Annotated in this window: 31 protein-coding genes and 1 tRNA gene; 5 read left to right on the top strand and 27 right to left on the bottom strand. The window is 32.2% G+C overall.

The features are described 5' to 3' along the window. Positions 1-137: 137 nt before the first annotated feature. The 4 genes from DZ65_RS0107390 to DZ65_RS0107370 all read right to left on the bottom strand — a co-directional run bounded on the left by DZ65_RS0107390 (position 138) and on the right by DZ65_RS0107370 (position 3,337). Positions 138-638, bottom strand: a complete 501-nt coding sequence (locus DZ65_RS0107390) for a prepilin-type N-terminal cleavage/methylation domain-containing protein (protein ID WP_024791472.1) — start codon at positions 636-638, stop codon at positions 138-140. Positions 639-700: 62 nt separating this feature from the next. Continuing rightward, entirely contained in the window at positions 701-2,311 is a 1,611-nt protein-coding gene (locus DZ65_RS10585; protein WP_084021924.1) for a sensor domain-containing diguanylate cyclase, read from the bottom strand. A 97-nt stretch (positions 2,312-2,408) separates the two neighbouring features. Beyond that, positions 2,409-2,930, bottom strand: coding sequence for a YbhB/YbcL family Raf kinase inhibitor-like protein (locus DZ65_RS0107375; RefSeq protein WP_051430015.1), 522 nt, complete (start codon positions 2,928-2,930; stop codon positions 2,409-2,411). A gap of 2 nt (positions 2,931-2,932) precedes the next feature. After that, a complete protein-coding gene (locus DZ65_RS0107370; RefSeq protein WP_024790120.1) occupies positions 2,933-3,337 on the bottom strand; it encodes a thioesterase family protein in 405 nt (134 codons plus the stop codon). Between the two features lie 61 nt (positions 3,338-3,398). Here DZ65_RS0107370 and glyS point away from each other — a divergent pair, with 61 nt between their 5' ends. Continuing rightward, positions 3,399-5,357: a glycine--tRNA ligase subunit beta gene (glyS, locus tag DZ65_RS0107365; protein WP_024791471.1), complete on the top strand. Its 1,959-nt coding sequence runs from the start codon at positions 3,399-3,401 to the stop codon at positions 5,355-5,357. Positions 5,358-5,465: 108 nt separating this feature from the next. Then, positions 5,466-5,672, top strand: coding sequence for a sulfur carrier protein ThiS (gene thiS / locus DZ65_RS0107360; RefSeq protein WP_156919583.1), 207 nt, complete (start codon positions 5,466-5,468; stop codon positions 5,670-5,672). Between the two features lie 93 nt (positions 5,673-5,765). Here thiS and DZ65_RS0107355 read toward each other — a convergent pair whose 3' ends face one another. The 10 genes from DZ65_RS0107355 to DZ65_RS10050 form a co-directional block, all read right to left on the bottom strand. Then, positions 5,766-6,272, bottom strand: coding sequence for a DUF302 domain-containing protein (locus DZ65_RS0107355; protein ID WP_024787995.1), 507 nt, complete (start codon positions 6,270-6,272; stop codon positions 5,766-5,768). After that, positions 6,273-7,226 (bottom strand): SLAC1 anion channel family protein, encoded by a 954-nt coding sequence (locus tag DZ65_RS0107350; protein ID WP_024791470.1) that lies wholly within the window; start codon positions 7,224-7,226, stop codon positions 6,273-6,275. It abuts the gene before it with no gap. Between the two features lie 106 nt (positions 7,227-7,332). Further along, complete coding sequence (locus tag DZ65_RS0107345) at positions 7,333-8,229, bottom strand: cation diffusion facilitator family transporter (RefSeq protein ID WP_024791469.1); 897 nt, start codon at positions 8,227-8,229, stop codon at positions 7,333-7,335. Beyond that, complete coding sequence (gene truD / locus DZ65_RS0107340) at positions 8,216-9,271, bottom strand: tRNA pseudouridine(13) synthase TruD (RefSeq protein WP_024791468.1); 1,056 nt, start codon at positions 9,269-9,271, stop codon at positions 8,216-8,218. The genes DZ65_RS0107345 and truD overlap by 14 nt, the downstream gene beginning before the upstream one ends. A gap of 96 nt (positions 9,272-9,367) precedes the next feature. After that, positions 9,368-9,550 (bottom strand): hypothetical protein, encoded by a 183-nt coding sequence (locus DZ65_RS0107335; RefSeq protein WP_024791467.1) that lies wholly within the window; start codon positions 9,548-9,550, stop codon positions 9,368-9,370. A 9-nt stretch (positions 9,551-9,559) separates the two neighbouring features. Beyond that, complete coding sequence (locus DZ65_RS0107330) at positions 9,560-10,396, bottom strand: thiamine-phosphate kinase (RefSeq protein WP_024791466.1); 837 nt, start codon at positions 10,394-10,396, stop codon at positions 9,560-9,562. Further along, entirely contained in the window at positions 10,393-10,941 is a 549-nt protein-coding gene (locus DZ65_RS0107325) for a PAS domain-containing protein (RefSeq protein ID WP_024791465.1), read from the bottom strand. The genes DZ65_RS0107330 and DZ65_RS0107325 overlap by 4 nt, the downstream gene beginning before the upstream one ends. 76 nt (positions 10,942-11,017) lie before the next feature. After that, positions 11,018-11,566, bottom strand: a complete 549-nt coding sequence (locus DZ65_RS0107320; RefSeq protein WP_024787988.1) for an RIO1 family regulatory kinase/ATPase — start codon at positions 11,564-11,566, stop codon at positions 11,018-11,020. Positions 11,567-11,575: 9 nt separating this feature from the next. Further along, positions 11,576-12,403 (bottom strand): CoB--CoM heterodisulfide reductase iron-sulfur subunit B family protein, encoded by an 828-nt coding sequence (locus DZ65_RS0107315; RefSeq protein ID WP_024787987.1) that lies wholly within the window; start codon positions 12,401-12,403, stop codon positions 11,576-11,578. Next, on the bottom strand, positions 12,400-13,359 hold the full coding sequence (locus tag DZ65_RS10050) for a succinate dehydrogenase/fumarate reductase iron-sulfur subunit (protein WP_051428211.1): 960 nt from the start codon (positions 13,357-13,359) through the stop codon (positions 12,400-12,402). Before DZ65_RS10050 ends, DZ65_RS0107315 begins: the two co-directional genes overlap by 4 nt. 32 nt (positions 13,360-13,391) lie before the next feature. On the opposite strand from DZ65_RS10050, the gene DZ65_RS0107305 reads away from it, so the two are divergent. Continuing rightward, positions 13,392-13,468: transfer RNA gene (locus tag DZ65_RS0107305), tRNA-Arg, on the top strand. A gap of 72 nt (positions 13,469-13,540) precedes the next feature. On the opposite strand, the gene DZ65_RS0107300 is transcribed toward DZ65_RS0107305, so the two are convergent. The 13 genes from DZ65_RS0107300 to DZ65_RS0107255 all read right to left on the bottom strand — a co-directional run bounded on the left by DZ65_RS0107300 (position 13,541) and on the right by DZ65_RS0107255 (position 22,130). Continuing rightward, positions 13,541-15,247, bottom strand: coding sequence for an FAD-dependent oxidoreductase (locus DZ65_RS0107300; protein WP_024787985.1), 1,707 nt, complete (start codon positions 15,245-15,247; stop codon positions 13,541-13,543). A 104-nt stretch (positions 15,248-15,351) separates the two neighbouring features. After that, positions 15,352-16,533 (bottom strand): TolC family protein, encoded by a 1,182-nt coding sequence (locus DZ65_RS0107295; RefSeq protein ID WP_024787984.1) that lies wholly within the window; start codon positions 16,531-16,533, stop codon positions 15,352-15,354. Beyond that, positions 16,527-17,681 (bottom strand): aspartate aminotransferase family protein, encoded by a 1,155-nt coding sequence (locus DZ65_RS10045; RefSeq protein WP_035907229.1) that lies wholly within the window; start codon positions 17,679-17,681, stop codon positions 16,527-16,529. Before DZ65_RS10045 ends, DZ65_RS0107295 begins: the two co-directional genes overlap by 7 nt. Before the next feature lie 219 nt (positions 17,682-17,900). Beyond that, positions 17,901-18,389 carry a hypothetical protein gene (locus DZ65_RS0107285; protein WP_024787983.1) on the bottom strand — a complete coding sequence of 163 codons (489 nt, stop codon included), beginning with the start codon at positions 18,387-18,389 and terminating at the stop codon, positions 17,901-17,903. A gap of 266 nt (positions 18,390-18,655) precedes the next feature. Then, positions 18,656-19,126 carry a hypothetical protein gene (locus DZ65_RS10425; RefSeq protein WP_051433546.1) on the bottom strand — a complete coding sequence of 157 codons (471 nt, stop codon included), beginning with the start codon at positions 19,124-19,126 and terminating at the stop codon, positions 18,656-18,658. Further along, the gene (locus DZ65_RS10420; protein ID WP_051433545.1) at positions 19,104-19,331 is read right to left on the bottom strand and encodes a hypothetical protein; all 228 of its coding nucleotides are present in this window, start codon (positions 19,329-19,331) and stop codon (positions 19,104-19,106) included. Before DZ65_RS10420 ends, DZ65_RS10425 begins: the two co-directional genes overlap by 23 nt. Before the next feature lie 41 nt (positions 19,332-19,372). Then, the gene (locus tag DZ65_RS10415) at positions 19,373-20,143 is read right to left on the bottom strand and encodes a DEAD/DEAH box helicase (RefSeq protein WP_051433544.1); all 771 of its coding nucleotides are present in this window, start codon (positions 20,141-20,143) and stop codon (positions 19,373-19,375) included. Beyond that, the gene (locus DZ65_RS10035) at positions 20,127-20,447 is read right to left on the bottom strand and encodes a hypothetical protein (protein WP_035908224.1); all 321 of its coding nucleotides are present in this window, start codon (positions 20,445-20,447) and stop codon (positions 20,127-20,129) included. The genes DZ65_RS10415 and DZ65_RS10035 overlap by 17 nt, the downstream gene beginning before the upstream one ends. Next, positions 20,447-20,881, bottom strand: coding sequence for a type II secretion system protein (locus DZ65_RS0107275; RefSeq protein WP_024791464.1), 435 nt, complete (start codon positions 20,879-20,881; stop codon positions 20,447-20,449). The genes DZ65_RS10035 and DZ65_RS0107275 overlap by 1 nt, the downstream gene beginning before the upstream one ends. Beyond that, positions 20,882-21,208: a type II secretion system protein gene (locus tag DZ65_RS11430; RefSeq protein WP_024791463.1), complete on the bottom strand. Its 327-nt coding sequence runs from the start codon at positions 21,206-21,208 to the stop codon at positions 20,882-20,884. A gap of 70 nt (positions 21,209-21,278) precedes the next feature. Next, a complete protein-coding gene (locus tag DZ65_RS10885; RefSeq protein WP_201767793.1) occupies positions 21,279-21,719 on the bottom strand; it encodes a type II secretion system protein in 441 nt (146 codons plus the stop codon). Then, entirely contained in the window at positions 21,712-21,912 is a 201-nt protein-coding gene (locus DZ65_RS0107260; RefSeq protein WP_024791461.1) for a hypothetical protein, read from the bottom strand. The genes DZ65_RS10885 and DZ65_RS0107260 overlap by 8 nt, the downstream gene beginning before the upstream one ends. Next, entirely contained in the window at positions 21,909-22,130 is a 222-nt protein-coding gene (locus tag DZ65_RS0107255; RefSeq protein WP_024791460.1) for a hypothetical protein, read from the bottom strand. The genes DZ65_RS0107260 and DZ65_RS0107255 overlap by 4 nt, the downstream gene beginning before the upstream one ends. A 49-nt stretch (positions 22,131-22,179) precedes the next feature. Here DZ65_RS0107255 and uvrB point away from each other — a divergent pair, with 49 nt between their 5' ends. Both uvrB and DZ65_RS0107245 read left to right on the top strand, forming a co-directional pair. Next, the gene (uvrB, locus tag DZ65_RS0107250; RefSeq protein ID WP_024791459.1) at positions 22,180-24,213 is read left to right on the top strand and encodes an excinuclease ABC subunit UvrB; all 2,034 of its coding nucleotides are present in this window, start codon (positions 22,180-22,182) and stop codon (positions 24,211-24,213) included. A gap of 40 nt (positions 24,214-24,253) precedes the next feature. After that, the gene (locus DZ65_RS0107245; RefSeq protein ID WP_024791458.1) at positions 24,254-24,793 is read left to right on the top strand and encodes a gamma carbonic anhydrase family protein; all 540 of its coding nucleotides are present in this window, start codon (positions 24,254-24,256) and stop codon (positions 24,791-24,793) included. The last annotated feature ends 4 nt before the right edge of the window (positions 24,794-24,797 follow it).

Genomic DNA, 24,797 nt, shown 5'->3' with positions numbered 1-24,797 from the left:
ATTATACCATAAAAATACTTTGTCAAATCCTTTGACAGAACCTAGGTAGGATTTTTAAGTAAGAGTTTTTTAGAGGTTTATTAAAAATAAAATATCTGAATATGACGAGCCTATTTATAAAAATTACTTGAAATTAATCAATATATAGCGCCCGAAGGTTCAATACTCAGATTTTCTTCTCTCTTAGAGTCGCTTAATGTAATTTTTTGAGGTGTTTTAATTAAATTTTGCATTGATAAATTATTTTCAAACAAATCACCGTTTGGGGAAAAACATATTTTCGTAAATGTTGCGGAAATGTTGGATTGAAATTTTGTATTATTTATTTCTTTATTCTGATTGGTCGGGTCTTTTAAAAATTCCTTTGAATTATCCCATTTCTGAATATAGGCTGATACAGAATTATTAGAACTGTTTACTTCAAAACATACCGCCGCCACTTTTGATTTTGAAGGATTATATCCGCCCCATTTTAAGCCAATATTGTCTGCATACATAAAATATTGTTTTATTCTGTCTTTTTCAAGTGCAAGGGTGTTCGGTTTTAAATTAAAGCTTACAGAAGATATTATAATTCCGATAATAATAATCACAATTAATAATTCTATTAAAGTAAACGCTTTTAAATTTTTTTTCATTTTAAATCTTTCATTATGTTTTTTTTAATATTTTATTAAAAATTTTAAAAAATAGGAAGATATTATAAATACTTGGCTATTAAATTAATCTGATAAACAACCGTGTTTTTACCCATTTTTTTAGCCTGATATAATTTATCGTCAACATCTTTTAATAATTCATCAATTTTTATATTTTCATCATTATACTCTGATATTCCGACACTTATAGTAACTTTTCTGTCAATTCCGAAATTATGACTTTCTATTTTTTTTCTTAGCCTCTGTGCTGTTTGTATACCTTCTTTCAAAAATGTGTTGGGACATATTATCATAAATTCCTCTCCTCCCCACCTGGATGCGATATCTGTTTTACGTATTGTTTGTGTAGTAATTTTTGCAATCTCTTTTAAGACTTTATCTCCCATATCATGCCCGTATGTATCATTAACCTGTTTAAAATTATCAATATCGAACATTATCAAACAAAAAGGATTATTATATCTTTTAAATCTTTCCATTTCTTTTTTAAGCTCTTCATTAAATTTATATCTGTTGTAAAGCCCTGTTAATTTATCCGTTAATGCCATTTTTTTTAACAATGCGTTTAATTCCTGCAGTTCTTTATTTTTTTTATAAAGTGCGTTTTTTGTTAAATTTTCTATATTTTCTTTAATTTCGGCAAATTCTTTGAATGGATATTCCGCTTTTTTGATATTCTCAACGTTTCCGTTTACAATTTCTCTGACATTGGAGTGTAATATGTCAAGTGAACTTAATATTTCTTTATAAATGATACGGGTGTAAAATATACCCAATATTACAGAAATAATTGACACTATTAAAAATATAAAAATAATTTTTTTTATAATCGGCAATAAAACTGTATTTTTATCAATTACAGTAATAACTATCCATCCTAAATTTTTCAATTTGGTGAAATAAGCCAGAATTTTTACGTGATTTTTATAATATTCAAAAAAACCGTTTGATTTATTAAAAATTTTTCTCTCAACATTATATTCATCAATAAAATTTTTGTTTAAATTTAATTTATTATGACAGACAATGATTAATCCGTCGTCTCTTATAATAAAATTTGATAAATTCAAAAAACTTTTTTCATTTAATTTTTTAATAATCTTATTTATTGAAGTATCTATAGAAATCACCCCGGTTATTTTCCCCCTGTCATCAACCAAAGCTTTGGAAATAGACACCAGCCACTCTTTTGTTTTAATTTCCCTGTAAGGAATTCCCTGAGAAATATTGGGAAAAGATTTAATTGCCGCACGATACCAGGGTCTAATTGTCGGGTCAAAACCGGGAGGAGGTGTGTAGTTGTTTATAAGCAGCATTTTATTTTTATACCCGGAATATACGTAATTTATATCTTTATCAATTTCCTGAAACAATTTAAACGCATACAATGCCCTTTTACGCTCTTTTTCATTTAAAAAAGGCGCAAGTCTAACTTCTCTTAATCTGCTAAGATATTCAACTTCAATATAAAATTTTTTAAAATACGCCCTTATAAAATTACTTACATCACTATTTTTTGTTTTTAGTAAATTATATATATTTTTTATTCTGTATTGATAAAAAAACAGTGATGTCAATATTCCAAAAATTGATATCATTAACAATATTAAAATAATCGTTCTTTTAAAGATTTCTTTTTTTAAACTTTTCATTTTACCTCTGTTTTTATATTTTTTTATAATATAATAACATAAAATTGATATTTATTAAAATAATATTAATTAATGGGATAACAGCAGAAAAAAGAGGCTATTTCCAGCCTCTTGCATAAAGTCCTTTTATTGAAGCTTTGTCAATTGTATGCTCTTCTATAGCTTTTGCTAATATTTGAGGATTTATGTTTATATCAACATCAAACCCTTCAGCATCCAGGGCATAAACGGTAATAATATATCTGTGCGGCTTTCCGGGAGGTGGACACGGTCCCCCATATCCCACCTCTTTGTAATCATTTATGGTTTGTAATCCTAAATCAAAATACTCACTCTGCGGATTCCCCGCATTTCTTGGAAATTTATTGATGTCTGCGGGAATATTCACCACTATCCAGTGCCACCACCCGTGATCAGTCGGAGCATCCGGATCAAACATCGTAATGGCAAACGATTTTGTGTTTTTTGGAGCATTTTCCCATATAAGTTCGGGTGAAATATTTGCCCCGCCGCAGTCGGGATAAACCTGTTCAATTGAAATTTTTTCACCAAAATCCGGCGAAGTTAAAGTTAATGCATACATTATTACACCTCCTATTAATAATAAAAATTTTCTCATATTCAAACCTCAAAATATTTTTTTATTACCTCATCAGAAATTTTTTTTGGTCTGTGTGTTTTATAATCCACATATACCCACTCTGTCTCTCCAAAACAAATCAGTTTGTCATTTTTATAGATTTCATATTTTCTTTTTGATGTTATCTTTTTAACATCGTCAACCCATGTTTTTATAATTAATTCATCACCTTCAAATGCCGGAAGTTTATATTCTATATGATGTGATTTTGCAAACCATGTTGCACCTATTTTTTCATAGGTTTGGGGATTAAAGCCCAATTTTTCGGAGTGTTCGAGAGCACACTCTATCATCCATTCAAGATATTTCAAATTATTTACATGAGAGTTAAAATCTATATCTTTTTTTGAAACTGTAATCTTTTTTTTAAAGACATTTGGTTTCATGTCAACTCTTTTTTATTTATTATAGCACATTTTGATAAAATTACACAAAAAAAGGAAACTAATGTTAAAACCTCTTCTTATAGAAATAGGCGTTGAAGAACTGCCTGCGATTCCTTTATTAAAAGAACTTTCAAATATTGAAAAAAGCTGGTTAAATATTTTAGAAGAATATAATTTAAAAACAGATTTCAATTTTTATTATACGCCAAGAAGACTGACTCTCTGGCACAGAGAATTTCCTACAAAACAGGAAGATAAAACAGAAGAAATTTGGGGTGCGCCTAAAGCAATAGCCGAAAAAAACCCAAAAGCTGTAGAAGGGTTTGCCAAAAAATGTGGAATACTGCCAAATGAAGTGGAATATAAAACAAAAGGAGATCAAGAATTTTTATATTTTAAAAAAGAAGTAAAAGGAAAAGAAGCAAAAGAACTTCTGCCTGAAATGATAGAAAAATGGTTAAAAATCCTTAATTTTGGTAAAATTATGAAATGGGGAAGCTGCAGGGAGGAATTTATTAGACCTGCAATGATTGAAGATGAAGCCATTATTTTTAATAAATATTGCGTAACTTCAAGTAATTTCACATACGGCCATCGATTTTTTAAAGATAAAATCTTTATAGATTTTGTTGGAAAATACTTTTGCGAACTTGATAAAAAAGGAGTTATTTTATATCAAGATGAGAGAAGAAAAAAAATAATAAGTGATATCGAAAAAATAGAAAAAGATAATAGTGTCAAAGTTGAAATTGATAAAGATTTACTTGAAGAAATAGTAGCTATTACAGAATATCCGACCCCGCTTCTTGGAAAATTTGATGAAGAATTTTTAGTTCTACCTCCGGAAGTTATTATTACCTCTATGAAAGAGAATCAAAGATATTTTCCCGTGTTTAAAAATAATAAATTAACTAATGCATTTGTTGTGGTAAGCAATGCGTATACAAAAGATTTTTCTAAAATTATCAACGGAAATGAAAGGGTACTTAGAGCAAGGCTAAAAGATGCCCTGTTTTTCTATGAAAACGATTTGAAAAACGGATTGTCAATTGAAGGGCTTAAAGATATAGTTTATATGGACAATCTGGGAAGTCTTTATGACAAAGTTAAAAGAGAAGAAAAAATTGGGGAAATTCTGGCTGAAAAATTTAATGTGGCTAAAGAAAAAGTAAATAAGGCTATAAATTTAGCAAAAGCAGATTTACTGACCGAAATGGTATATGAATTTACAGAGCTTCAGGGAATCATGGGATATTATTACGCAAAAGCGCAGGGAATTGATGAAGAAATTGCAGTTGCTATAAAAGAGCAATACAGCGACAGCGCCAGCAATAAAATTTCGGCACTTCTAAATATTGCAAGGAATTTGGATACGCTTGCCGGACTTTTCAGCATAGGTAAAATTCCAAAAGGAAATAAAGACCCGTTTGGATTAAGGAGAGCCGCAAATTATATTATAAAAATATCTCTGGAAAACAGTATACCGCTTGATTTTAAAGAAATTTTAGAAAAAATAAAACCGTTTTATAAAAATCTGGATACAGATAAACTGCTTGAATTCATCTATGAAAGATTTTATAAATTTTATAATGTCAATCCGTCCGTTATCAGGGCTGTTCTTGCCACAGATGAAAGTAATATACTCGAAATAGACAAAAAAATAAAATTAATGAATGAAATTGTTAAAAGCAGTGATTTTAAAGATTTATCCGTTACATTCAAAAGAGTCGGGAATATAGTAAAAGATTTTGATTTGAATACAATTAAAGTAAATGAAAAACTTTTTGAAAAAGAAGAAGAAAAAAAATTATGGGATGAATTCAAAAAAGTCAAAAATTATACTGATTTAGAAAAAAAACTTGATTTTCTAATTTCACTGAAACCTTTAATAGATAATTTTTTTGATAATGTAATGGTAAATGTGGAAGATGAAAAAACAAGACACAACAGAAAAAGTATGATTGCTTCAATTTACAAAGAATTTTTGGATATTGCGGATATCAAGGAAATCACTATTTAATGGGGAATGGAAAATGGAAAATGAAAAATGAGTGAAAATGAGCAAAGCGAATTAAACTCACCTGGCCGTTTGAAAAACGGCTATGGTGAAAAGTTAAAAAGGATGATAATGAAAATAAAAATTAAAATAAACGGAATTGAAAAAGAAATTCCCGAAAATACTACAATTTCAGAGCTTTTAAGCTCTCTTAATATCCTTGACAAAACAATGGCGGTGGCTGTAAATATGAAAATAGTTAAAAAAGATGACTGGAAAAATTATAAATTACAAGATGGTGATAAAATAGAAGCGCTTAATTTTGTAGGCGGAGGATAATTTTTATAATTAAAAATGGATAATGTAAAATGTAAAATGAATTAAAATAAAAAAACTCATTGTGGCTGATTTTAACAGCCACAATGAAAATAATTAGAAGATTGTATATCTGAAATGAACAAATGATAATATACTTTCTATATCTCTGACAACCAATTCCATAATTTTACCCTCTTTTGTACCGCTAAGCATTCTTGTTAACAGATATCCGTTCATTAAAGAAATAAAAACCTGACCTTTTGAATCTTCATATACGGCAATTGACAAAGGCATTTTTACAGCCATAAATTTAGTATCGTCATCGCTTAGCATTTTTCCTGCAAGCTTAGCATTACAAAATTTAATAATAGCAACTTTTCCCACATCAGGACCGCCGTATTTTTTAATTTCTTCTTCCTGGTTTATAATTGTTACAATATGCCATCCAGGCTGATTAGCAATACTGTTTGCTAACAAATTAACAGTTTTTTCAAAACTGTAAGGGCTTTTTATTTGTTTAAAAAGCATATTTTCAGCCGATAATTTAAAAAACAAAGGTATTAAAAATACCGCTACAACAAAACCTATTATAAATCCGCCTATCAAACTTCTTTTATTCATTTATTCCTCCTCTGGTATACAAATTTTTTCTGCTTTTATAGCCAAATATGTTTTATATGCGACATAAAATACAACAACGGTAACTATTGCTAACAGTAATAATGAAAACCAATACATTGAGCAGTTTCTAAAACTGCTGTAAATTAAAGTGGTGGCAATTGTAATTGCCGCAAGCGGGAATGTATATGCCCACCATGAAATAAAAAACGGTATTTGCGTATATAAGCTTTTTTTTGCAATTAAAAGAAAAAATGTAAACAGTGCAATCAAATATAAAAACATACTGAAAATATCAATACTTCCGAATGTTATTCTAAAATAGCTGATAAATCCCACCGCAGGCGGCGCTATTAAAATAAAAAATGTAGGTATCAGTTTTTTAGGCAACGGATGATGGAAAATCATTCTGTATGTTACTATTGTAAATAAAACAATCCAGTAAAAAATACCTATGCTGAAAAAGAATAAATTTATATATTCATTCACTATATCAACTCCGGCAACAGGCACCAATACATTACCTACAATAGGGATAAACCATGCGGGACTTATCATTTTTACATCAAAACTGTGTCTTATCCAAAATTTAATTACGCTGAATGTAAAAAACAGATGAAGCCAAGCACCTATCCACCAAAATGTTACACTGATTGTGGGGGCATAATCCATATATGCAATGGAAATAAGCAAAAAGCTGATTGAAATGGCCGGAATAAAAGAACTTTTTACAGGATGATTAACCTCAGCCTTTATTGCATCCGGATATTTTACCCATTTAATCATATAAGTAATAAAAACACCAAAAAAAGCCGCTGTATCTAAAATAAGCAATATAAAATAGGGCCAATAAGGAAAATCCAAAAAATGATACGCTTTTGCATATGCAATGGTTAAGCCTGAAAGACCCATTACAACCGCAAAAAGCTGAACTGGAAAATATTGTAAACTTCTCATTTATGCCTCCTCGTTTTGAGCAAATGTTCAAAACGAATTGTATATAAAAAAAATTTTAATTACAATAATTATAAGAAAAAATTATATAATATATTAAAATTTCTTATTAATCGCACTCTTCTTGAAGTTTGTTTATAAAAGAATCGTCATAAGGGTCGGCATGAATATTAATCACCCAGACTTTTTCAGGCTCTAATTTTCTGATTTTTTCTTCAACATTTTCTATTATTGTATGGGCGAGTTTCAGTTTCATATCAGGTGTCAATACTAAATGAACATCCACAAAATTTCTGTTTCCTGCTTTTCTGGTTCTTAAGCAGTGATAATCAAGTACAAGAGGCTCTTTTTTAATAATCTGCTTTATAGCTTCAACAGTTTTAAAATCAAGCGAAACATCTAAAAGTATTTCAAAACCCTCTTTTACAATTTCACTGGCTTCACGGATAATATAAACGCCTATTAAAACAGATAAAATATAATCGATATAAACAAATCCCGTAAATTTCACAATCATTAAAGATATTAAAACAGAGAGGTTTGTAATTAAATCTGTCTTATAATGTAGTAAATCTGATTTTATAACCAGATGATTTGTTTTTTTTATCACGTAATATAAAAAACTGACAAGCCCTCCTGTCAAAACAATGGAAAAAAGCATTACATAAATAGAAATATCAAGATGGGTTATAACCTCTTTGTGAACTGCTTTGTTAACGGCTTCGTACATAATAAAAATGCCGCTTAATATAATGATTGTTCCTTCAAACAGAGCCGCCAACGCCTCGACTTTTCCTTTTCCGTAATTGAATTTTTCGCTAGGCCTTTCTTCACTGACCCTTATTGCAATATTATTAAATATACTCACCGCCATATCCAAAACACTGTCCAGAGCACTTGCGATAACCGCAACGCTTCCGCTCATAAAACCTACGGTTAATTTTGCAATTGCCAGCGTAAAAGCGGTGATTGTGGCAATAAAAGTTGCCTGTTTAGGCAAGTTCATTGATATTTCCTTTTAAAATATCAATTAAAACAGTTGCATAACTGCCTTTTGGCAAAATAAAGCTGAATTCATACCAGGCTTTTTCTTTAATATAATTTTTATCGATTATTTCAGGAAAAATCCAGGCAATTCTCCTGTCTCCGTTTGCCGGAATCAGTTCATCGTATTTTTCTTCTATACGCCCGGCGAAATCTTTTGCCCTCGTAGCTTTTTTACCCGGCATAAGCCCAGTCGGGGAAATGTCTTTATTATAAAACCTTTTTGTATCTTTTTTATCTTCCAAATAAAAAAGCCTTCCGAGCGGATAATGGCTCATTACATCCCCGGGCAAAAGTTTAAAAGGATGCTCTTGAGATTTAACAAAATCAATCAGATTTTTTTCATATCCCAAATTTATAAGTTCATTTTCACTCAATTCAAAAATATTACTGAGTTTTATCCTATCCATCAGCCATTCGTTAAAAAGTTTTGACTGATAAGCACTTATCAAAAATTTCTCAAGCCTTCTGTTTTTTATAAATCTTTTACCTTCGATTATTTCTTTTGCCTGTGCAACGTTATCTTCCCTTCCAAATCTCTGATATCCGAAAAAATTCGGAATTCCGTTTTTCTTTATATCGATTAAAATTCTTTCTATTTTTTTTGCATCTACAGGAAGTACTTTTTTAAGCCTTACAAAAAATTTGTTTGCTTTCAAATGACCTATTTTAAGCTTGTTTCTGTGTAAATCCTGCTGTAAAATTTTTATTTTTTTATCTTCTAACCTGTTTATTTCATCTCTGTATTTACGTGGGACACTTATCCACTGGATTGTCAGTGCGTCTTTGTCTTTAAGCCCGGCATAACCTATTTCATTTCTTTTTATTCCGGTTTTTTTTGAAATTATATCTATCATCTGGGGAGTTGTTAAATCTTTTTTTCTTATTTTAAGCATCAGCCAGTTACCGGTATGTTCAAAGCTATAAAGCGGAATTTCCTCAACAAAAAAATTTTCGCTGTTTTTATTAAAATGAAAATTTACAGGGCTGTGTGAATATATCATCTGTTTCCTTTACATTGCTTCAGTACAAAATGTGCCATAATTATTAATTGAAAAGTATATCCAAAAAGAGAAACAATGGGAACAAAATATATTAAATTACTTAAAAATATCCTGTAATTTTTCCCCAAACGGAAGATATAAAATATATGAATTTATAAAAGTGTAAATCAAATTTTTAAATAAAAAAAACACTGTTCCCCAAAAAATTATAGAAATAATAAACGGTAAAACCGTGTATTTTAAAATTTTCCAATCAAACAAATCTCTTAGCAAATTCATATAATTTCCTTAAAAATGGTTTTCAGGACAGATACTTTTAAATCTGCCTCTTTTAGTCACGGCAAAAACGCTTATCGGGGTTCTTGTCAGTTTTGAAATGTTTTTTATGACAGAGAGATTTTTTTTTGGAAAAGTAAAAAGTATTTCATACTCTTCCCCGCTGCAGCCTGTTCTTTTATCAAATTTTTTAAAAAATTCAAAATCAACATTTGAAATTTTACTGATTCGCTCAAGCTCTTTAAAAAGCCCGTCGCTTATATCGCATGCCGCTGTTATATATTTTGAAGCTTTATAAAAAAATTTATCTCTTAAACGGGGTTTTATAAATTTGGAATTTTTAGATATTTTTCCGCCTCTAAGTAGTATCTTCAAATCTTTTTTTACACTTCCCAAATCCCCGGTAAAAGCAACATATTCATTAAGTCCTGCTTTTCTAAAAACGGGCCTGTTACTTACTCCCATAAATGTCATCGATATGGCTATTTTATCGTTTCTTATGGTGTCTCCGCCAATTATTTCGTAATTATACTCATCCGCTGCTTTTTTAAATCCGTTAGCAAGCAGTTCAATTTCTTTCAAACTCAAACTTTTAGGAAACCCTATATTTATTAAAGCATATTTTGGCTTGGCATTCATAACAATAATATCACTGATATTTACCAGACTTGCTTTATAACTTATTTCATCCAAACGAAACCATTTTCTTTTAAAATGAATATTCTCAAAAAAAGAATCACTCGCAACTATCCATTTTCCATTTTTCATTTTCCATTTTTCATTTATAATTGCCCCGTCATCCCCGATATATTTATTTTTAAACTGTTTTATAAAAAACTCTTCTTTCATTTATTAGCCAATAAATCTTCCGCATTTTTAGGTAATTTGTCGAGTTTTAACAAAAGTTCTCTTTCCCATTCTTTAAGGGCTTTTTTTTCTAAAAGTTCAGATTTCCTCAAAGCTTTATATAATTCATAAGCCTGCTGTATTTCATCTCTGCTGGGCTCTCTTCTGATAGCTAAATATCCGGCTATTTTATTTGGATCATGAACAATGCCGCCTTCTTTATCTATCGGATCGCAGTTTACTTCCACCCAGTAATGATTTGAATCTTTTCTTAAATTCATAACCATTCCGCTCCAGTGCTCACCTCTTTGAATTGTATCCCACATATCCTTAAAGGCGGCTTCAGGCATAAAAGGATGTCTTACAATTGAATGGGGAGAGCCCACTAAATCGCTTTTTGTAAATTTTGTCATCTGCCTGTAAGCATGGGAAGCAAAAGTAATAATACCTTTTAAATCGGTCCTTGTTATAAGAGCCCTCGCATCAAGCCCCTCGTCTTTAAAAGTGATTTCTTTCCAAGATGGTGTGGTATAAGGTTTTGCAGCCATTTTATACTCCTTAAAATTTTATTAATATTATCTTACAAAAAAAATTTATTGTCAAATTTATATCACATTAAATATTTTAAAAAATTTCATCAATCATTTTAAGAGACAAATTCAAAGCTTTTAATTTATCTTTTTTGTATAAATCAATTATTTTATTTAACTTACTTTTATCAAATTTTTCATCCCTGTTTAAATAATATCCGATTATCTGCAAAAAATTACGGGAATTTTTAGTTAATTTTGCCCTCTCAAAATCCAAAAATTTAATATCTTTTTTTCTTTTAATTATATGATAATATCTTCCAAGCTGGGTATGGTATATATGTTTTTTATCAAGCTCGTATGCTCCAATTAAAGTTTCTTTTAAAGTTTCATAATATTGTTTTGTATTAATTAACTCTTTAAGAGGCTTTCCAACAACCAGTTCCATTATAAAATAATGTTTTCCGAGAAAAAGGGGTTTTGGTGCATAAAAACCGTCTAAAAGTCTTAAAAATCCATACTCTTTTTTGGCTAAATCGCTTTTAAGCCATTTAAGTGCCGCAGTTTCACCGTTTTCCAACTTAACTTTAAAAACTTCCCCCCTGTTTCCCTCACCTATTTTTTCAATTATTTCATAATTCATAAACAAAAGTTAAATTGAGAGTTTAACTTCTGTTTTATTAAGATTAATGGCTGTATCTTCCGGGCTCATTCCACAGGCTACATTTATAAGCTGGGTCACCTGCAATATAGGTTCTTCCTTACCGTCCATGGCTTTATGGCATAACGGACACGGGGTAGCCACAATATCTGCCCCGGCTTCTTTTGCCCCCTCAAGAGGTTTTATTGCAAGTCTTTCTTTTTGATTTTTATCTGTATAACTTGCATGATATCCGCAGCATGTATTTTCATTTTTATAACCTTCAATTATTTCAACACCAAGCGGCTCAAGAATTTCTTTTAAAATGGTAGGATTATCCACATCATCAAGCGCCACTTCGTTTGGAGCAAGCACATGACACCCGTAATAAGGAGCTACTTTTACTCCACTGATTTGTCTTTTTAGTCTTTTTTTATATTCGTCAAGCCCTATAAAATCCCTTATTAAATTTAATGTATGATAAATTTTTGCCTCACCTTTATACTCCAGCCCTTCATCAGAGAGTATTTTATTTACTTTTTCTTTAAGTTCAGGGTCACTGTCTAGTGCGAGTTTTGTTTTTGCAATGACCATATAGCAGGTATTGCAGGGAGTGTATAAATCCACACCTTTTTCTTCAGCCAAAGCGATATTTCTTGCATTTAGGCCATACACAATTATTTTATTCGTTTCATCAATAACTCCTCCTCCGCAACAGGCAGCCCTTTCAAGCAGCACACCTTCAACTCCCATATTTTCAAGAAAACTCATTGTAATATCATAATTATGGACATCGGCTCCCTGAAAACAGCATCCCGGATAAATTCCTATTTTTTTCATTTAAGTTCCTTTTGCAGTTTTTTAATAAAGTTTTGAAAATCTTTAATACCATTAAACGGTTTTGGTCCAAATTCGTCTTCTTTAAGCCCTCTTTCTCTAAATTCTTTTTCCAAATTTTGTTTTATTTCTTCCCCTTCATCCTCAAGAACTACAACCGGCAGGTTAAATTTGTCAATCTGTCCTGTTTCGTAAACTGTCTGGAACCAGAATCTTGCCCTTCTTGTAGCAGGCGTATCAACTCCTACATCTTTTGCAATACGTCTTAGCTGAAGTATGTCTTCTGCCGGTTTAATTCCCTTAGGACATGCAGCAAGACACATCTGGCACTGCACACACTCATATATTCCGCTGTTTTCAACCAGTTTTATTCTTTCTTCAACATCCATTCCGTCACGGCTGTCCATTATAAACCTAAACGCTTTTGTAAGTTGAAAGGGACCTAAATATTTTTCATCGCCTTCAAGTGCATTACATTGACCGTAACATGCCATACATAAAATACAGTCCGTCTGTTTGTCATACATTGCAAATTCTTCAGGGCTGACCAAAGATTCACTTTTTAGATTATCGGGCACTTTTTTTGGATCAGGTTCAAGATATGGTTTTATTTCTTTTAGTTTATCAAAAGCGGGTTCCTGGTCTACCACCAAATCTTTTATTACCGGCAAATGATGAAGCGGTTCAATTTTAATTACACCGTTTCTTATTTTATCTTTTGCCTGAACTTTACACGCAAGGGTGCTTCTGCCGTTAACAATCATTGCACAGCTGCCGCAGATTGCGCTTCTGCAAAAAGCCCTGAATGTAAGGCTTGAATCAATTTTATCTTTTATATGCATTAATAATTCAAGCACAGTCAATGTATCTTCAACTTCGACTTCAAAATCTTGCCAGTAACTCTCATTTTTTTCAGGATTATATCTTTTTATTTTTGCAATATATTTTATTTTTTTCATTTTAAATCCTTTTTGGTATAATTACATTCCTTCTCCCGGTAGCTCAGTAGGATAGAGCGTCGGATTCCTAATCCGAAGGTCGTGGGTTCGAATCCCCCCCGGGAGACCAATTTAAGTTAACAAGTTCCAAATTGCCAGGTTCTAAGTAATTACTTGTAACTTTGGAATTTAGAACTTACAACTAATATTTACGCTCAGCCGGTTCATATAAACTTATATCAACTTCACCTTTTTTATAATCAAAACTTCCGTCAGTATTTTTACTAACCATTGAATGGTATAAAAAGTTTTCATCGTCTCTTGTTGGATAATCATCCCTGTAAAAACTACCGCGTGATTCTTTTCTCTGAAGTGAAGCGTAGGCCAAAACATCGGCAATATCGAGTAAATTGAAAAATTCAAGTGTTGATTGCAAGTCAAGATTAAAAACTTTTGATTTATCTTCGACCCCGAGATTATTATGCGCTCTTTCAATTAATTTTTTTAATTTATCATAACCTTCAAGCATTTCAGATTCATTTTTAAACACACCGAAATGTTTAAACATAATTTCACCAAGTTCGCCTCTTAAATCTCCCAAAGTTTCTTTGCTTTCTTTATTCATAAGTTCGTTTATTTTTCTTTTTTCATCTTCTACTAAACTCTCACCGCCTTCTTCAAAATCCACCCCTTCGGCATATCTTACCGCCTCAAGTCCTGCAACATGGCCGAAAACCACTATATCAAGCAGGGAATTTCCCCCTAATCTGTTTGAGCCGTGAACACTGACACACTGAGCCTCGCCAGCTGCAAAAATCCCTTCAATCGGTGTTTCGCATTTTACATTTGTATGAATACCTCCCATTGCGTAATGGGCTGTTGGTTTTATCGGAATAGGCTCTTTTATAGGGTCTATCCCTTCAAAATCGATTGCAAGTTCTCTTATTTGAGGCAGTCTCTCTTTTATTTTTTTTGCCCCCAAATGGGTCAAATCAAGATGGACATATTCTCTTCCCTCTTCATCTTTAAATCCTCTGCCCTGTCTAATTTCCTGAACTATGCTTCTACTGACCAGATCCCTGGGTCCCAGTTCCATTTTTTTCGGGGCATATTTACTCATAAACCTTTCACCTAAACTGTTTTTAAGATGCCCGCCTTCTCCTCTTGCCGCTTCTGTAACCAAAATTGCGGATTTTCTAAGTCCTGTGGGGTGAAACTGCAAAAATTCCATATCTTTAAGAGGAAGCCCCGCTCTTAAAGCGGCGGCCGTACCGTCCCCTGTGCAGCCGAGTGCGTTTGAGGTATATCCCCAGTAAATCCTGCTGTGACCGCCTGTTGCAAGAATAATGGCTTTTGTTTTAATAAATTTAATTTCTCCGGTTGCTATATTTATGGCGCTGATTCCCTGTACTCTCTCCCCGTTATGGGCTACATTTAATAAAAACCATTCATTTAAAAATTGAACATCATTTTTTATACACTGCTCAAATAATGTATGAAGCATTACATGACCCATTTTATCCGCACTGTAACATGTTCTGTCTTTACTTGCCCCTCCAAAAGGTCTTTGGGCTATTTTTCCGTTGTTAAGCCTGGAAAAAGGAACCCCCATATGCTCCATTTCCCGAATAATTCTCGGAGCTTCAAAACACATATATTTTACCGCCCTCTGATCTGCAAGATAATCGCTACCTTTTATTGTATCGAATGTATGAAGTTTTTCATTGTCACTCGGGTCTACATTTGCAAGAGCCGCATTTATACCCCCCTGGGCCGCACCTGTGTGAGAGCGGGTGGGATAAACTTTGCTCATTACCGCCACATTAAGCCCTTTTGCCTCTTTTGCGGCGCTCAAAGCGGCATAAAGCCCTGCCCCTCCGGCACCGATAATTAAAACATCTACTTTCATAACGCTCCTTTCAAATTTATTATTAAATTATAACTAAAAGTTATATTAATAAAAAGAGATTAATACTCCTATAATATTGAAAGTTACTAAAAGAAACAGAAAAATTAAAAATTGGATAAATTATAAAAAAGTTCTAACAATATTTTCTGTTTTTGAAGTTTTAAAATTTTTATATTCAACTCTGATGTCTTTTGGGAATTTTCCATAATGTCCAAATCAAGCCCGGTTGCATCGCCTCCTTTTATGGCGTCTTTTGTTGAGGCTATAAGGGAATTGTATATTTTTATGTTTTCTTTATATATTTTAATTTTTTGGTCTATAATTTTTATCTCTTTCAACAAAGCCGCATAATCTTTGCTTAATTCATTTTTTTTGTCGTTAAGCTCGATTCTTGATTTTAAATAATTTATTTTTGATTTTTGAATTTTGTTTAATGCGTTAAAATTAAACGGCCAATTCAGACTTATTCCGATATTATAATAATTATAAGTGCTTTCATCCAGAGTGGGCAGGTTTTCTTTATAAGAGTTTTTTACTATATTGTAATTTCCGTTTACATTCAAGCTCAAAAGGCTGTTTCCGACATTCATTTTATACAAATCTTTTTGTATTTTTATATTATATCTCTCAGAACTTATTTCAAGATTTTTGTTTACATAATCATTTTTACAAATAAGTTTCAACTTTGGCAGATTTACTTTTGTAATATCAAGATTTGATATTTTTTCAAAATTTTTTTTAAGTTTAAAAAGCGCCAAATCAATATCGGTCAAATTTAATTTTAAAGAATTAAGCTTTAAAACAGCATCGTTAAGAAGTGTGGAATCCCCCACCCCGTTTAAAAAAGCCTCCTTTTTTTTCTCTATGTCTATTTTTGTGTTTTTTATGTTAAGTTTTATAATGTTTTTGTTTATTAAATTTATTTTATAATCAATTGCAAGCTCAAGCGCCTGTTTTACAAGTTCTCTTTTTTTAAGTTCAATATTAATTAAATTAAAATTTTTTAAATTTTTTGCATATTTTATGGAATAATAAATTGCTCCGCTTTTAAAAATAGGCTGATTAACGCTTATTGAAAAATTTTTACTAACACGCTTGGGGTTTAAATTTGTTTTATTTATCGAATAGCTGAAATTAACCGGACTCATCCAGGATTTGCTCAAATCTTTTGAATTTTCGATAGAATAATTCTTTTCGTAATCAAACTCCCGGTTTTTTAAATTATTTAGTAAATTATCATAAGAAAAAAGAGCAATAGGGGCTAAAAAAAGAAGTTTTTTCAGCATAAAGCGGCCTTTAATCTGTCAAAACCTTCGTCTGTTTCTTCCTTTGTAATGGTTAAAGGAGGCAAAAACCTAACAGAAACACTGCCCGCTTTTAAAACCAGAAGTTTTTTCTCAAAAGCTTTTTTTACCACCTCATCCCTTATTTCGGTGTTGTGGCATTTAAGTGCCCGCATAAGTCCGTATCCCGCCACATTATCAAATTTTTCGGGATATTCTTTTGCTATTTCAACCAGTTTGTCTTCAAAATAATTACACATTTCATCAAGTCTTCCGCTTTTTTTATATTCGTCCAAAATTTCAATCACCTCAATTCCGGCTCTTGTGGAAAGATAATTTCCCCCGAATGTGCTTCCGTGATCCCCCGGTTTTAACACATCCCTAAGCGTAGTGATAACAGCCCCTATCGGAACGCCTCCTCCAAGACCTTTCGCAAGGGTTATAATATCCGGTTTTATTCCGTAAAGTTCGCTTGCAAAAAATTCTCCCGTTCGATAAATTCCGGTCTGAACCTCATCCACAATTAACAAAACACCTTTATCTTTTAGCATTTTAGCCAAAGCTTTAATTTCGTTTTTATCAAAAGGATTGACCCCGCCTTCGCCCTGAATCAGTTCAATCATCACCCCAACCGTTTTATCGTCTATTTTATTTTCAATATCGGCTATATTTTTGGCATATGTAAATCCGTCAGGAAAAGGACCGAAATACTGGTGAAATTTAGGCTGTCCCGTTGCTTTGAGGGTGGAAATAGTCCTTCCGTGAAATGAATTTTCAAGTGTTATTATTTTATATTTTTTAATTTCTCCGTTTATTTCCCCGTATTTTCTTGCAATTTTAAGAGCTGTTTCATTTGCCTCCGCTCCGCTGTTGCAAAAAAAAACACCCGCATTTAAACCTGTTTTTTCAACAAGCATTTTTGCAAGAATTTCCTGAGGAGGTATTCTGTAAATATTTGAAATATGAATAATGTTTCTGGCCTGCTCACAGATTGCATTTACAAATCTTTCATTGCCGTGTCCCACGCTTACCACGCCTATACCAGCCGTGAAATCTATATATTCATTACTGTTTTTATCCCAAAGCGTAGCATTTTTCCCTTTTACAAATTCTACATCAAATCTGTTGTATGTATTTAAAAGACAGTTCATTTTTTTTCCTTTTTATTAATATTATTTAAGCACTGACTAAATAAAGCGAAATAATTGCAAATTTTAGCATAGTAAAAGCGTTAAAAAAAGTGCACTTAACCCGTAGGGCAGCGTAGATGTTTGCACTTTTTAGCTTTTACGAAACGTTAAAAAATTTGCACTCTTGTTGAGTGCATTTAGTCAGTGCTAATAATTTTAATCTTTTTATAAATAAAATAATCATATTCCGTAAAATTCAACATCAATTAAAGGTGTTTTAGCAAAAATTCCTATTTCTTTATCAAGCATTTTAACAAAACTCATCAGATTTTCCATCTCAACTTCGTCTATTTCGCCTATAATAAAAGAAATTTTTTTGGCATTGTCTATTAAATACAAAAGCCCCGCTATCTCTTCAAGGGTTGTTGTGTGTTTTTGAATATTCTGTTTTACCCTTACGGATTTTAAAACTATTTCAACAAAATCTTCAAAATCGCCATCATTTTTTAGTTTTTCATCATATATTTCAAATACATAGGCGAGTCTGGCGAGCAGTAGAGGCAGTTTTTCACTGCGCTTGGGAATATCCACTCTTGAAAATTCGTCGCTTCCGCCTATAACCGCATATTTTTTTGCAAGTTTAACGGGTAATTCTGCCCAAAAAATCACCAAATCGCTTTCTTTTAAAAATTCTTCATCTTTGTTTGTATAATAATTTTGTAAATCCATCTGATACCTTGTTAGACAATTAATTTTGCAAAATTATAACGCAAAAAATTGGTACTGAATAAATAACGAAAAAGTAAAAATATTACAGCGTTGTGAAATTTAGCGAAAATTTTGCGTTTAAAAAATTGCACTTAACCCGCAAGGGCTGCGTAGCTGTTTGCAATTTTTAGCAAAATTTGAGTGATGCGATAGCAAAATGGAGCACTGAGCTGTAATATTTTTACTTTGTAGTTTTTTTATTATTTGCATATAATTAACAAAAAAATTTAAATAAAACTTACGGGGTCCATATCAACTTTTGCTTTTGTCAAATCAATACAAGGATAAATAATTTTATGAAGATTTTTACCTTTAAAAAGGGCAAAATAGCGGTATTTGTTTTTAAGCTTGAAAATCGGGGCTTCTCCAAACCCCACCAATTCCTCTTTTTTTCCTATACAGTTTATAAATTTATCCAGATTTTTTCTTGCAGTTTCTTTTTTCTTATCTACAAATTCAATTTTTGCGAGTCTTGAAAAAGGGGGATATGCCAAATCTTTTCTGTATTCTATTTCCTCAGCAAAAAATTCTTCATAACTTTTATTAAAAAATTCTTTATTTTGAGTAATGACAATAACCTCTCCGTCTTCTTTTCTGCCCGCTCTTCCTTCAACCTGTCTGGCTAAGGAAAAAGCCCTCTCCCTCGCCCTGAAATCAGGTGTATTCAAAATAAAATCAATATCCGTTACTATACTCAAAGCCACATCCGGATAATCGTGTCCCTTTACTTAGCATCTGCGTACCCACCAGTATATCAATTTCACGGTTTTCAAATCTTTTTAATAGTTTGTCTATTCTGCTTTTGGAAGTTATTATGTCTCTGTCAAATTTTTCTATTTTTGCTTTTGGGAAAAGGGTTTTCAATTCTTCTGCTATTTCACTTGTACCTTTCCTTTCATTCATAAATCATCTCACCCCCACTTTGGGCAGGTTTTAGGAATTGGCTAGGTAAATCCACAGTAATGACAGACTAAAGCCCTTTTGTCTTTGTGAATACTCATGGCAATATCACAGTTTTTGCATTTTACGGCCTCGCCGCAGTTTTTACAAATCATAAATTTAAAATTAGCCCTCGTCGGGACAAAAACAATCACCTGTCTGTTTTGATTTAATTTTTCAGATATTTTTTTTATGGTAAATTCATCAAAACTTTCCCTGAAATAACGTATTTTCTTTGAACCGTAAAAAGTGCCTTTAAGTCTAAAATAAGGAAATTTGTATAAGTCGCTTACAAGCGGTGTTGCACTTCCCAAAACCACTTTTGCATTAAATGTTTTACCGAAAGCAACCGCCAAATCTTTGGCGTTGTATTTTGGAGTTTGCTCCGATTTATACGAATCGTCATGCGCTTCGTCCACAATTATAAGCCCCAGGTTTTCAAAAGGCAGAAACAAAGCGCTTCTTGCGCCTACGATTACATTGATGCTATCTAAATTATTTAAAATTTCCTCTTTTTTCTTTTTAGTAATTTTACTGTGCCAAATAGCAAGATTTTTAAAATATTTTTTAAGTCTTTTTTCCATCTGGGAGGTAATAGCAATTTCCGGAAGTAAAAAAAGGGCCTTTTTACCCTGATTTATGGTTTCTTCTATTAATTTTATATAAATTTCTGTTTTTCCGCTTCCGGTATCCCCGAAAAGAATGGATATGTCTTTATTTTTTAAAAATTCCAGTGCTTCTTTTTGTTTTTCACTGAGTTTAATATCTATTTTCACTTTTCACTTTACATTTTTCATTTTTTTCCATTTTCCATTGAAACAGTCCCGCCGCTTCCCCGAATGAGCAAAAATAGTATTTAGATATAAATTCAATAATTTTTTGATAATTTTCATTAAATGAAAATTTTTTGTCAATTATTTCTTTACATTCATAATCCGGTTTTTCTACTGTTTTTAAAACATACCCGTAAGTTATTCTGTTTTTGAGGAGGATTTCGACAATATCGCCTTTTTTATAAATTTTATCGGATTTGTAAGTAAAAATATTCGGGGTGTTAAGAATTGCTATTTCATAATACATTACCGAAAAATTGAGCAGTTAAAATCGTTTGATGTAGAGGCAGTTGAATTACATTCAAATTTACATCCGTTATCCGTATTTTTATCATAATAAAAATAAATCGTTTTACCCTGATATGTGACATTATAATCAGTTCCGTTCCCGTCCCATTTCAGCATATTGTCTGTTTTGGAAACAGGATAAGTCAAAATATTTTCAAAAAGAGTATTGTCTGTTGTAGATTTTTCCAGATCCGGGCAGGTATTGTTACCTTCCAAAATCAGTTTTGTATATTTAGAAGAAATTGCGGCTCTTATTGTAGAAACCTCTGTTTTTACTTTTGCCTTTACGGCATCATCCACGCCTGTAAACAGGCGGGGCAGGGCAACCCCCGCCAAAATGCCTATAACAATGATTACAAAAATAAGTTCAAGCAAAGTGAATGATTTTTTCATTTAATAAAACAAAATTTGGTGACTGGTTCGCATTACCATTTTTACAAATTCTTTAGGAACATCAGTATAGTAGTTAATTTGTTCCGCAGAATTACTTTTATTATATTCCAAATCCGAATAACTTATATCCCCATTATGACTTTCGGAAATTGAAGTACTCCACAATGTCGGGCCAACCGTTCTATTTAATGTTCCTACAAAACTTTTTAAATTAGCTTCATGAGCCTGTTGTGCAACACCAAGAAATTTTGGAAGTGCAACCGCCGCTAAAATACCTAAAATAACAATAACGAAAACCAGCTCTATCATAGTAAACGCTTTTTTCATTTTGACTCCTTAATTTTATTTTAAAAATTATAACATAAATTTTTACAATAGTATACAAATAATTGTTTATTTAATCTCTACTGACTAAAATTTTATTATCTTCAACTCTGATTAATATAAAATACGGGGCGCTTTTTGCGGTTCCGTCTTTACATTCAATTTTGTATAATTTTTGAGTTACACTTTCATTTGATTTAGCAATTACGTGATATTCGGTTGTTGAATTACAATCTTTCAGATCAATATCGCTGCCGTTAATTTCAGGAGGCAAAGTTATCCTATCTTTTATTGAATAAATATAGCTTATATCCCCGTGATGACCTTCACTTATACTTTTTGCCCACAAATCTTCACCAGTAGTTCTGTTTAATGTCCTTACAAACGAAATCAAATTTGCTTCATGAGCCTGTTGTCCGATTGCAAAATATCTTGGTATTGCAACTGCTGCCAATATTCCAAGTATTACCAAAACAAAAATCATTTCAAGCATAGTGAAGGCTGTTTTATTCACCCTCTCTCCCAAAATTTTCAATTTTTTTTAAAATTTCATACTCTTTTTTATCTTTTTCCAAAATCAAAAAAAGAAGCTCTTTTGGAGTGGAGTTTTGAAGTTTGATTAAATCTTCTTTTACATATTCAAAAAATTCATTCTCCAGGTTTATTTCAAACTTTTCACCCAGAATATTTAAAGAAATTTTTTTCATTTACCGAGTATTGCTTCAATTTTTCCGACAACTTCTTCAAGTTCAAGTTCTTTAAGAGCGATATTTTCCCTGCATTCAAGAAGTTCACTTTCAGTTTTTGTTAATTTTTCTTTTATATTATCAAGCTCTAATTTTAAATTTTCATTTTCTTTTGTAAGCTCTTCATATTTTTGCAAAAGCCCGTCTATTTTTTCGTTTAATCTTGCCAATAAGTCCATAATATCCCTTTAATGTTGGTTTGGTATAATTATAATAAAAAGGAGAGATTTGTTCAAATTAAATTCCAAATTCAAACCAACCGGCGACCAGCCTCAAGCCATTGAAAAAATTACAAACTGCATTAATAAAGGAAGCCGATATAATACATTAATAGGTGTTACGGGAAGCGGCAAAACATTCACAATGGCAAATATAATTAAAAATCTGCAAATTCCCACTTTAATACTTACGCATAATAAAACACTCGCAGCCCAGCTGTACAGTGAATTTAAAGATTTTTTCCCAGAGAATCATGTGGAATATTTTATAAGCTATTATGATTATTACCAGCCGGAGGCATATCTGCCAAGACAGGATTTATATATAGAAAAAGACAGCTCCATCAATGCAGAGCTTGAAAGGCTCAGGGTTTCAGCCACGGCCAGCCTGCTTGAATATGACGATGTTATAGTGGTGGCAAGCGTATCCGCACTTTACGGCCTCGGTAACCCGATAGAATATAAAAAAATGGTAGCAAAAATCGCCGTGGGGGATGAAATTAACCAAAGAGACTTTATGCTTAGACTCCTTTCCATGGGATATACAAGAAACGACAAATATTTTGAAAGGGGAAATTTCCGTGTAAACGGGGAAGTTATCGATATTTTCCCTACATATTTTGAAGACGACGTAATAAGAATTGAATTTTTCGGAGATGAAATTGAGAGGATTTATACAATAGATTATCTTACCAATGAGAAACTCGAAGATTTAAGAGAAATAACCGTTTATGCGGCCAATCAGTTTATCGTCGGGGCTAACAGACTCGCCGAAGCTGTAAACTCAATTGAAAAAGAACTGCAGGAGAGACTTAAATTTTATGAAGAAAACGAAAGAATAATAGAATATCAAAGACTTAAACAAAGATGCGAATTTGATCTCGAAATGCTTGAAACTACGGGCACTTGCAAGGGAATAGAAAATTATTCAAGGCATCTCACCGGCAAAAAACCGGGAGAAACGCCTTATTCGCTTTTGGATTATTTTGAAATAAAAGGTAAACCTTATTTGGTAATTGTGGATGAAAGCCATGTAAGCCTGCCTCAATTCAGGGGAATGTACAACGGGGACAGGGCAAGAAAAGAGGTATTGGTAGAACACGGCTTCAGGCTTCCAAGCGCACTTGACAACAGGCCTTATAAATTCGATGAATTTATAAATAAAGCCCCCCATTATCTTTTTGTTTCGGCAACCCCCAATGAATACGAATTAAATCTTTCAACCTGCGTTGCCGAACAGATAATAAGACCTACAGGACTGCTCGACCCGGTAATTGAGCTGTATCCAAGCAACAATCAGGTGGCAACTCTGTATGATAAAATAAAAGAAGTAATTCCAAAAGGTGAGAGGGTTTTGGTTACAACTCTTACTAAAAAAATGGCGGAAGAGCTGCAAAAATATTATCTGGAACTCGGCATTAAAGTAAAATATATGCACAGCGACATTGATGTAGTTGAGAGAAATGAAATAATAAGAGGTCTCAGAAGCGGGGAATTTGATGTTTTAATAGGAATAAACCTGCTAAGAGAAGGGCTTGATTTACCGGAAGTTGGCACGGTTGCAATACTTGACGCCGATAAAGAGGGTTTTTTAAGAAGTGAAACAAGCCTGATTCAGACAATGGGAAGAGCGGCGAGAAACGTGGAGGGAAAAGTTTTGATGTTTGCAAATAAAATTACCGAACCTATTATAGATGACAGTCTGGAAGAACTTGAAAAACTAAAAGACAAAATTACAAAATCTATGTACAATGCAATAAAAATAACGCTAAAAAGAAGAATCAGACAAAAAGAATATAATAAAATACATAAAATTACACCGAAAAGCACAGTAAGAAAACTTGATGTAAGCTTAAAAGAGGAAGGCTACGAGGCAATAGCAAAAGAGCTTAAAAACAAAAATAAAATTCCTCCCCGTGAGAAAAAATCTATCATAGCCAAACTGAAAAAAGAGATGATTGAGGCGGCAAAACAGTTGGAATTCGAAAAAGCCGCCATGATCAGGGATAAAATAGAAGAGATTAAAAAAAGGATTTTAAAATAAATCTGATAAAAAAAAATCCAAAAGATTTAAGGGAGAGACAATGATTTTAAGATATAAAGATTCTTTTCCAAAAATTGCCACGTCTGCATGGATAGCCCCGAGTGCCGATATTATCGGAGATGTGAAAATAGGAGATGATTCAAGCGTATGGTTCGGATGTGTAATTAGAGGAGACGTTCATTATATAAAAATAGGGAAAAGGGTTTCTATCCAGGATTTGTCAATGATACATGTTACACATTTTGAAAAAGAAAAAAAAATTGGTGACGGTTTTCCTACAATAATCGGGGATGATGTAACAATAGCGCATAAAGTAATGCTGCACGGCTGTAAAATTGGGAATGCTTGTCTTATCGGAATGAGTGCCACAATACTTGACGGGGCTGAGATTGGAGACGAATCAATAGTTGGAGCCGGGGCGCTGGTTACAGGAGGCAAAAAATTCCCGCCAAGAAGTCTAATCCTCGGAAGTCCCGCCAAAGTTGTAAGAAGCTTGACAGACAGGGAAGTTGAAAAAATTTATCAAAATGCAAAAAATTATGTAAATTATAAAAATGAATATATAAATTTTTTAAAATAATTAT

Origin of the sequence: Lebetimonas sp. JS032 (assembly GCF_000523315.1) — a bacterium.
Classification (GTDB): Bacteria; Campylobacterota; Campylobacteria; order Campylobacterales; family Nautiliaceae; genus Lebetimonas.
This window is presented reverse-complemented; position numbering and strand designations above follow the sequence as displayed.

Bases quoted from the DNA above. Each gene is read 5' to 3' on its own strand.
- DZ65_RS0107390 (WP_024791472.1), bottom strand. From the start codon at position 638: ATGAAAAAAAATTTAAAAGCGTTTACTTTAATAGAATTATTAATTGTG.
- DZ65_RS10585 (WP_084021924.1), bottom strand. From the start codon at position 2,311: ATGAAAAGTTTAAAAAAAGAAATCTTTAAAAGAACGATTATTTTAATA.
- DZ65_RS0107375 (WP_051430015.1), bottom strand. From the start codon at position 2,930: ATGAGAAAATTTTTATTATTAATAGGAGGTGTAATAATGTATGCATTA.
- DZ65_RS0107370 (WP_024790120.1), bottom strand. From the start codon at position 3,337: ATGAAACCAAATGTCTTTAAAAAAAAGATTACAGTTTCAAAAAAAGAT.
- glyS (WP_024791471.1), top strand. From the start codon at position 3,399: ATGTTAAAACCTCTTCTTATAGAAATAGGCGTTGAAGAACTGCCTGCG.
- thiS (WP_156919583.1), top strand. From the start codon at position 5,466: ATGAAAATAAAAATTAAAATAAACGGAATTGAAAAAGAAATTCCCGAA.
- DZ65_RS0107355 (WP_024787995.1), bottom strand. From the start codon at position 6,272: ATGAATAAAAGAAGTTTGATAGGCGGATTTATAATAGGTTTTGTTGTA.
- DZ65_RS0107350 (WP_024791470.1), bottom strand. From the start codon at position 7,226: ATGAGAAGTTTACAATATTTTCCAGTTCAGCTTTTTGCGGTTGTAATG.
- DZ65_RS0107345 (WP_024791469.1), bottom strand. From the start codon at position 8,229: ATGAACTTGCCTAAACAGGCAACTTTTATTGCCACAATCACCGCTTTT.
- truD (WP_024791468.1), bottom strand. From the start codon at position 9,271: ATGATATATTCACACAGCCCTGTAAATTTTCATTTTAATAAAAACAGC.
- DZ65_RS0107335 (WP_024791467.1), bottom strand. From the start codon at position 9,550: ATGAATTTGCTAAGAGATTTGTTTGATTGGAAAATTTTAAAATACACG.
- DZ65_RS0107330 (WP_024791466.1), bottom strand. From the start codon at position 10,396: ATGAAAGAAGAGTTTTTTATAAAACAGTTTAAAAATAAATATATCGGG.
- DZ65_RS0107325 (WP_024791465.1), bottom strand. From the start codon at position 10,941: ATGGCTGCAAAACCTTATACCACACCATCTTGGAAAGAAATCACTTTT.
- DZ65_RS0107320 (WP_024787988.1), bottom strand. From the start codon at position 11,566: ATGAATTATGAAATAATTGAAAAAATAGGTGAGGGAAACAGGGGGGAA.
- DZ65_RS0107315 (WP_024787987.1), bottom strand. From the start codon at position 12,403: ATGAAAAAAATAGGAATTTATCCGGGATGCTGTTTTCAGGGAGCCGAT.
- DZ65_RS10050 (WP_051428211.1), bottom strand. From the start codon at position 13,359: ATGAAAAAAATAAAATATATTGCAAAAATAAAAAGATATAATCCTGAA.
- DZ65_RS0107300 (WP_024787985.1), bottom strand. From the start codon at position 15,247: ATGAAAGTAGATGTTTTAATTATCGGTGCCGGAGGGGCAGGGCTTTAT.
- DZ65_RS0107295 (WP_024787984.1), bottom strand. From the start codon at position 16,533: ATGCTGAAAAAACTTCTTTTTTTAGCCCCTATTGCTCTTTTTTCTTAT.
- DZ65_RS10045 (WP_035907229.1), bottom strand. From the start codon at position 17,681: ATGAACTGTCTTTTAAATACATACAACAGATTTGATGTAGAATTTGTA.
- DZ65_RS0107285 (WP_024787983.1), bottom strand. From the start codon at position 18,389: ATGGATTTACAAAATTATTATACAAACAAAGATGAAGAATTTTTAAAA.
- DZ65_RS10420 (WP_051433545.1), bottom strand. From the start codon at position 19,331: ATGAATGAAAGGAAAGGTACAAGTGAAATAGCAGAAGAATTGAAAACC.
- DZ65_RS10035 (WP_035908224.1), bottom strand. From the start codon at position 20,447: ATGTATTATGAAATAGCAATTCTTAACACCCCGAATATTTTTACTTAC.
- DZ65_RS0107275 (WP_024791464.1), bottom strand. From the start codon at position 20,881: ATGAAAAAATCATTCACTTTGCTTGAACTTATTTTTGTAATCATTGTT.
- DZ65_RS11430 (WP_024791463.1), bottom strand. From the start codon at position 21,208: ATGAAAAAAGCGTTTACTATGATAGAGCTGGTTTTCGTTATTGTTATT.
- DZ65_RS0107260 (WP_024791461.1), bottom strand. From the start codon at position 21,912: ATGAAAAAAATTTCTTTAAATATTCTGGGTGAAAAGTTTGAAATAAAC.
- DZ65_RS0107255 (WP_024791460.1), bottom strand. From the start codon at position 22,130: ATGGACTTATTGGCAAGATTAAACGAAAAAATAGACGGGCTTTTGCAA.
- DZ65_RS0107245 (WP_024791458.1), top strand. From the start codon at position 24,254: ATGATTTTAAGATATAAAGATTCTTTTCCAAAAATTGCCACGTCTGCA.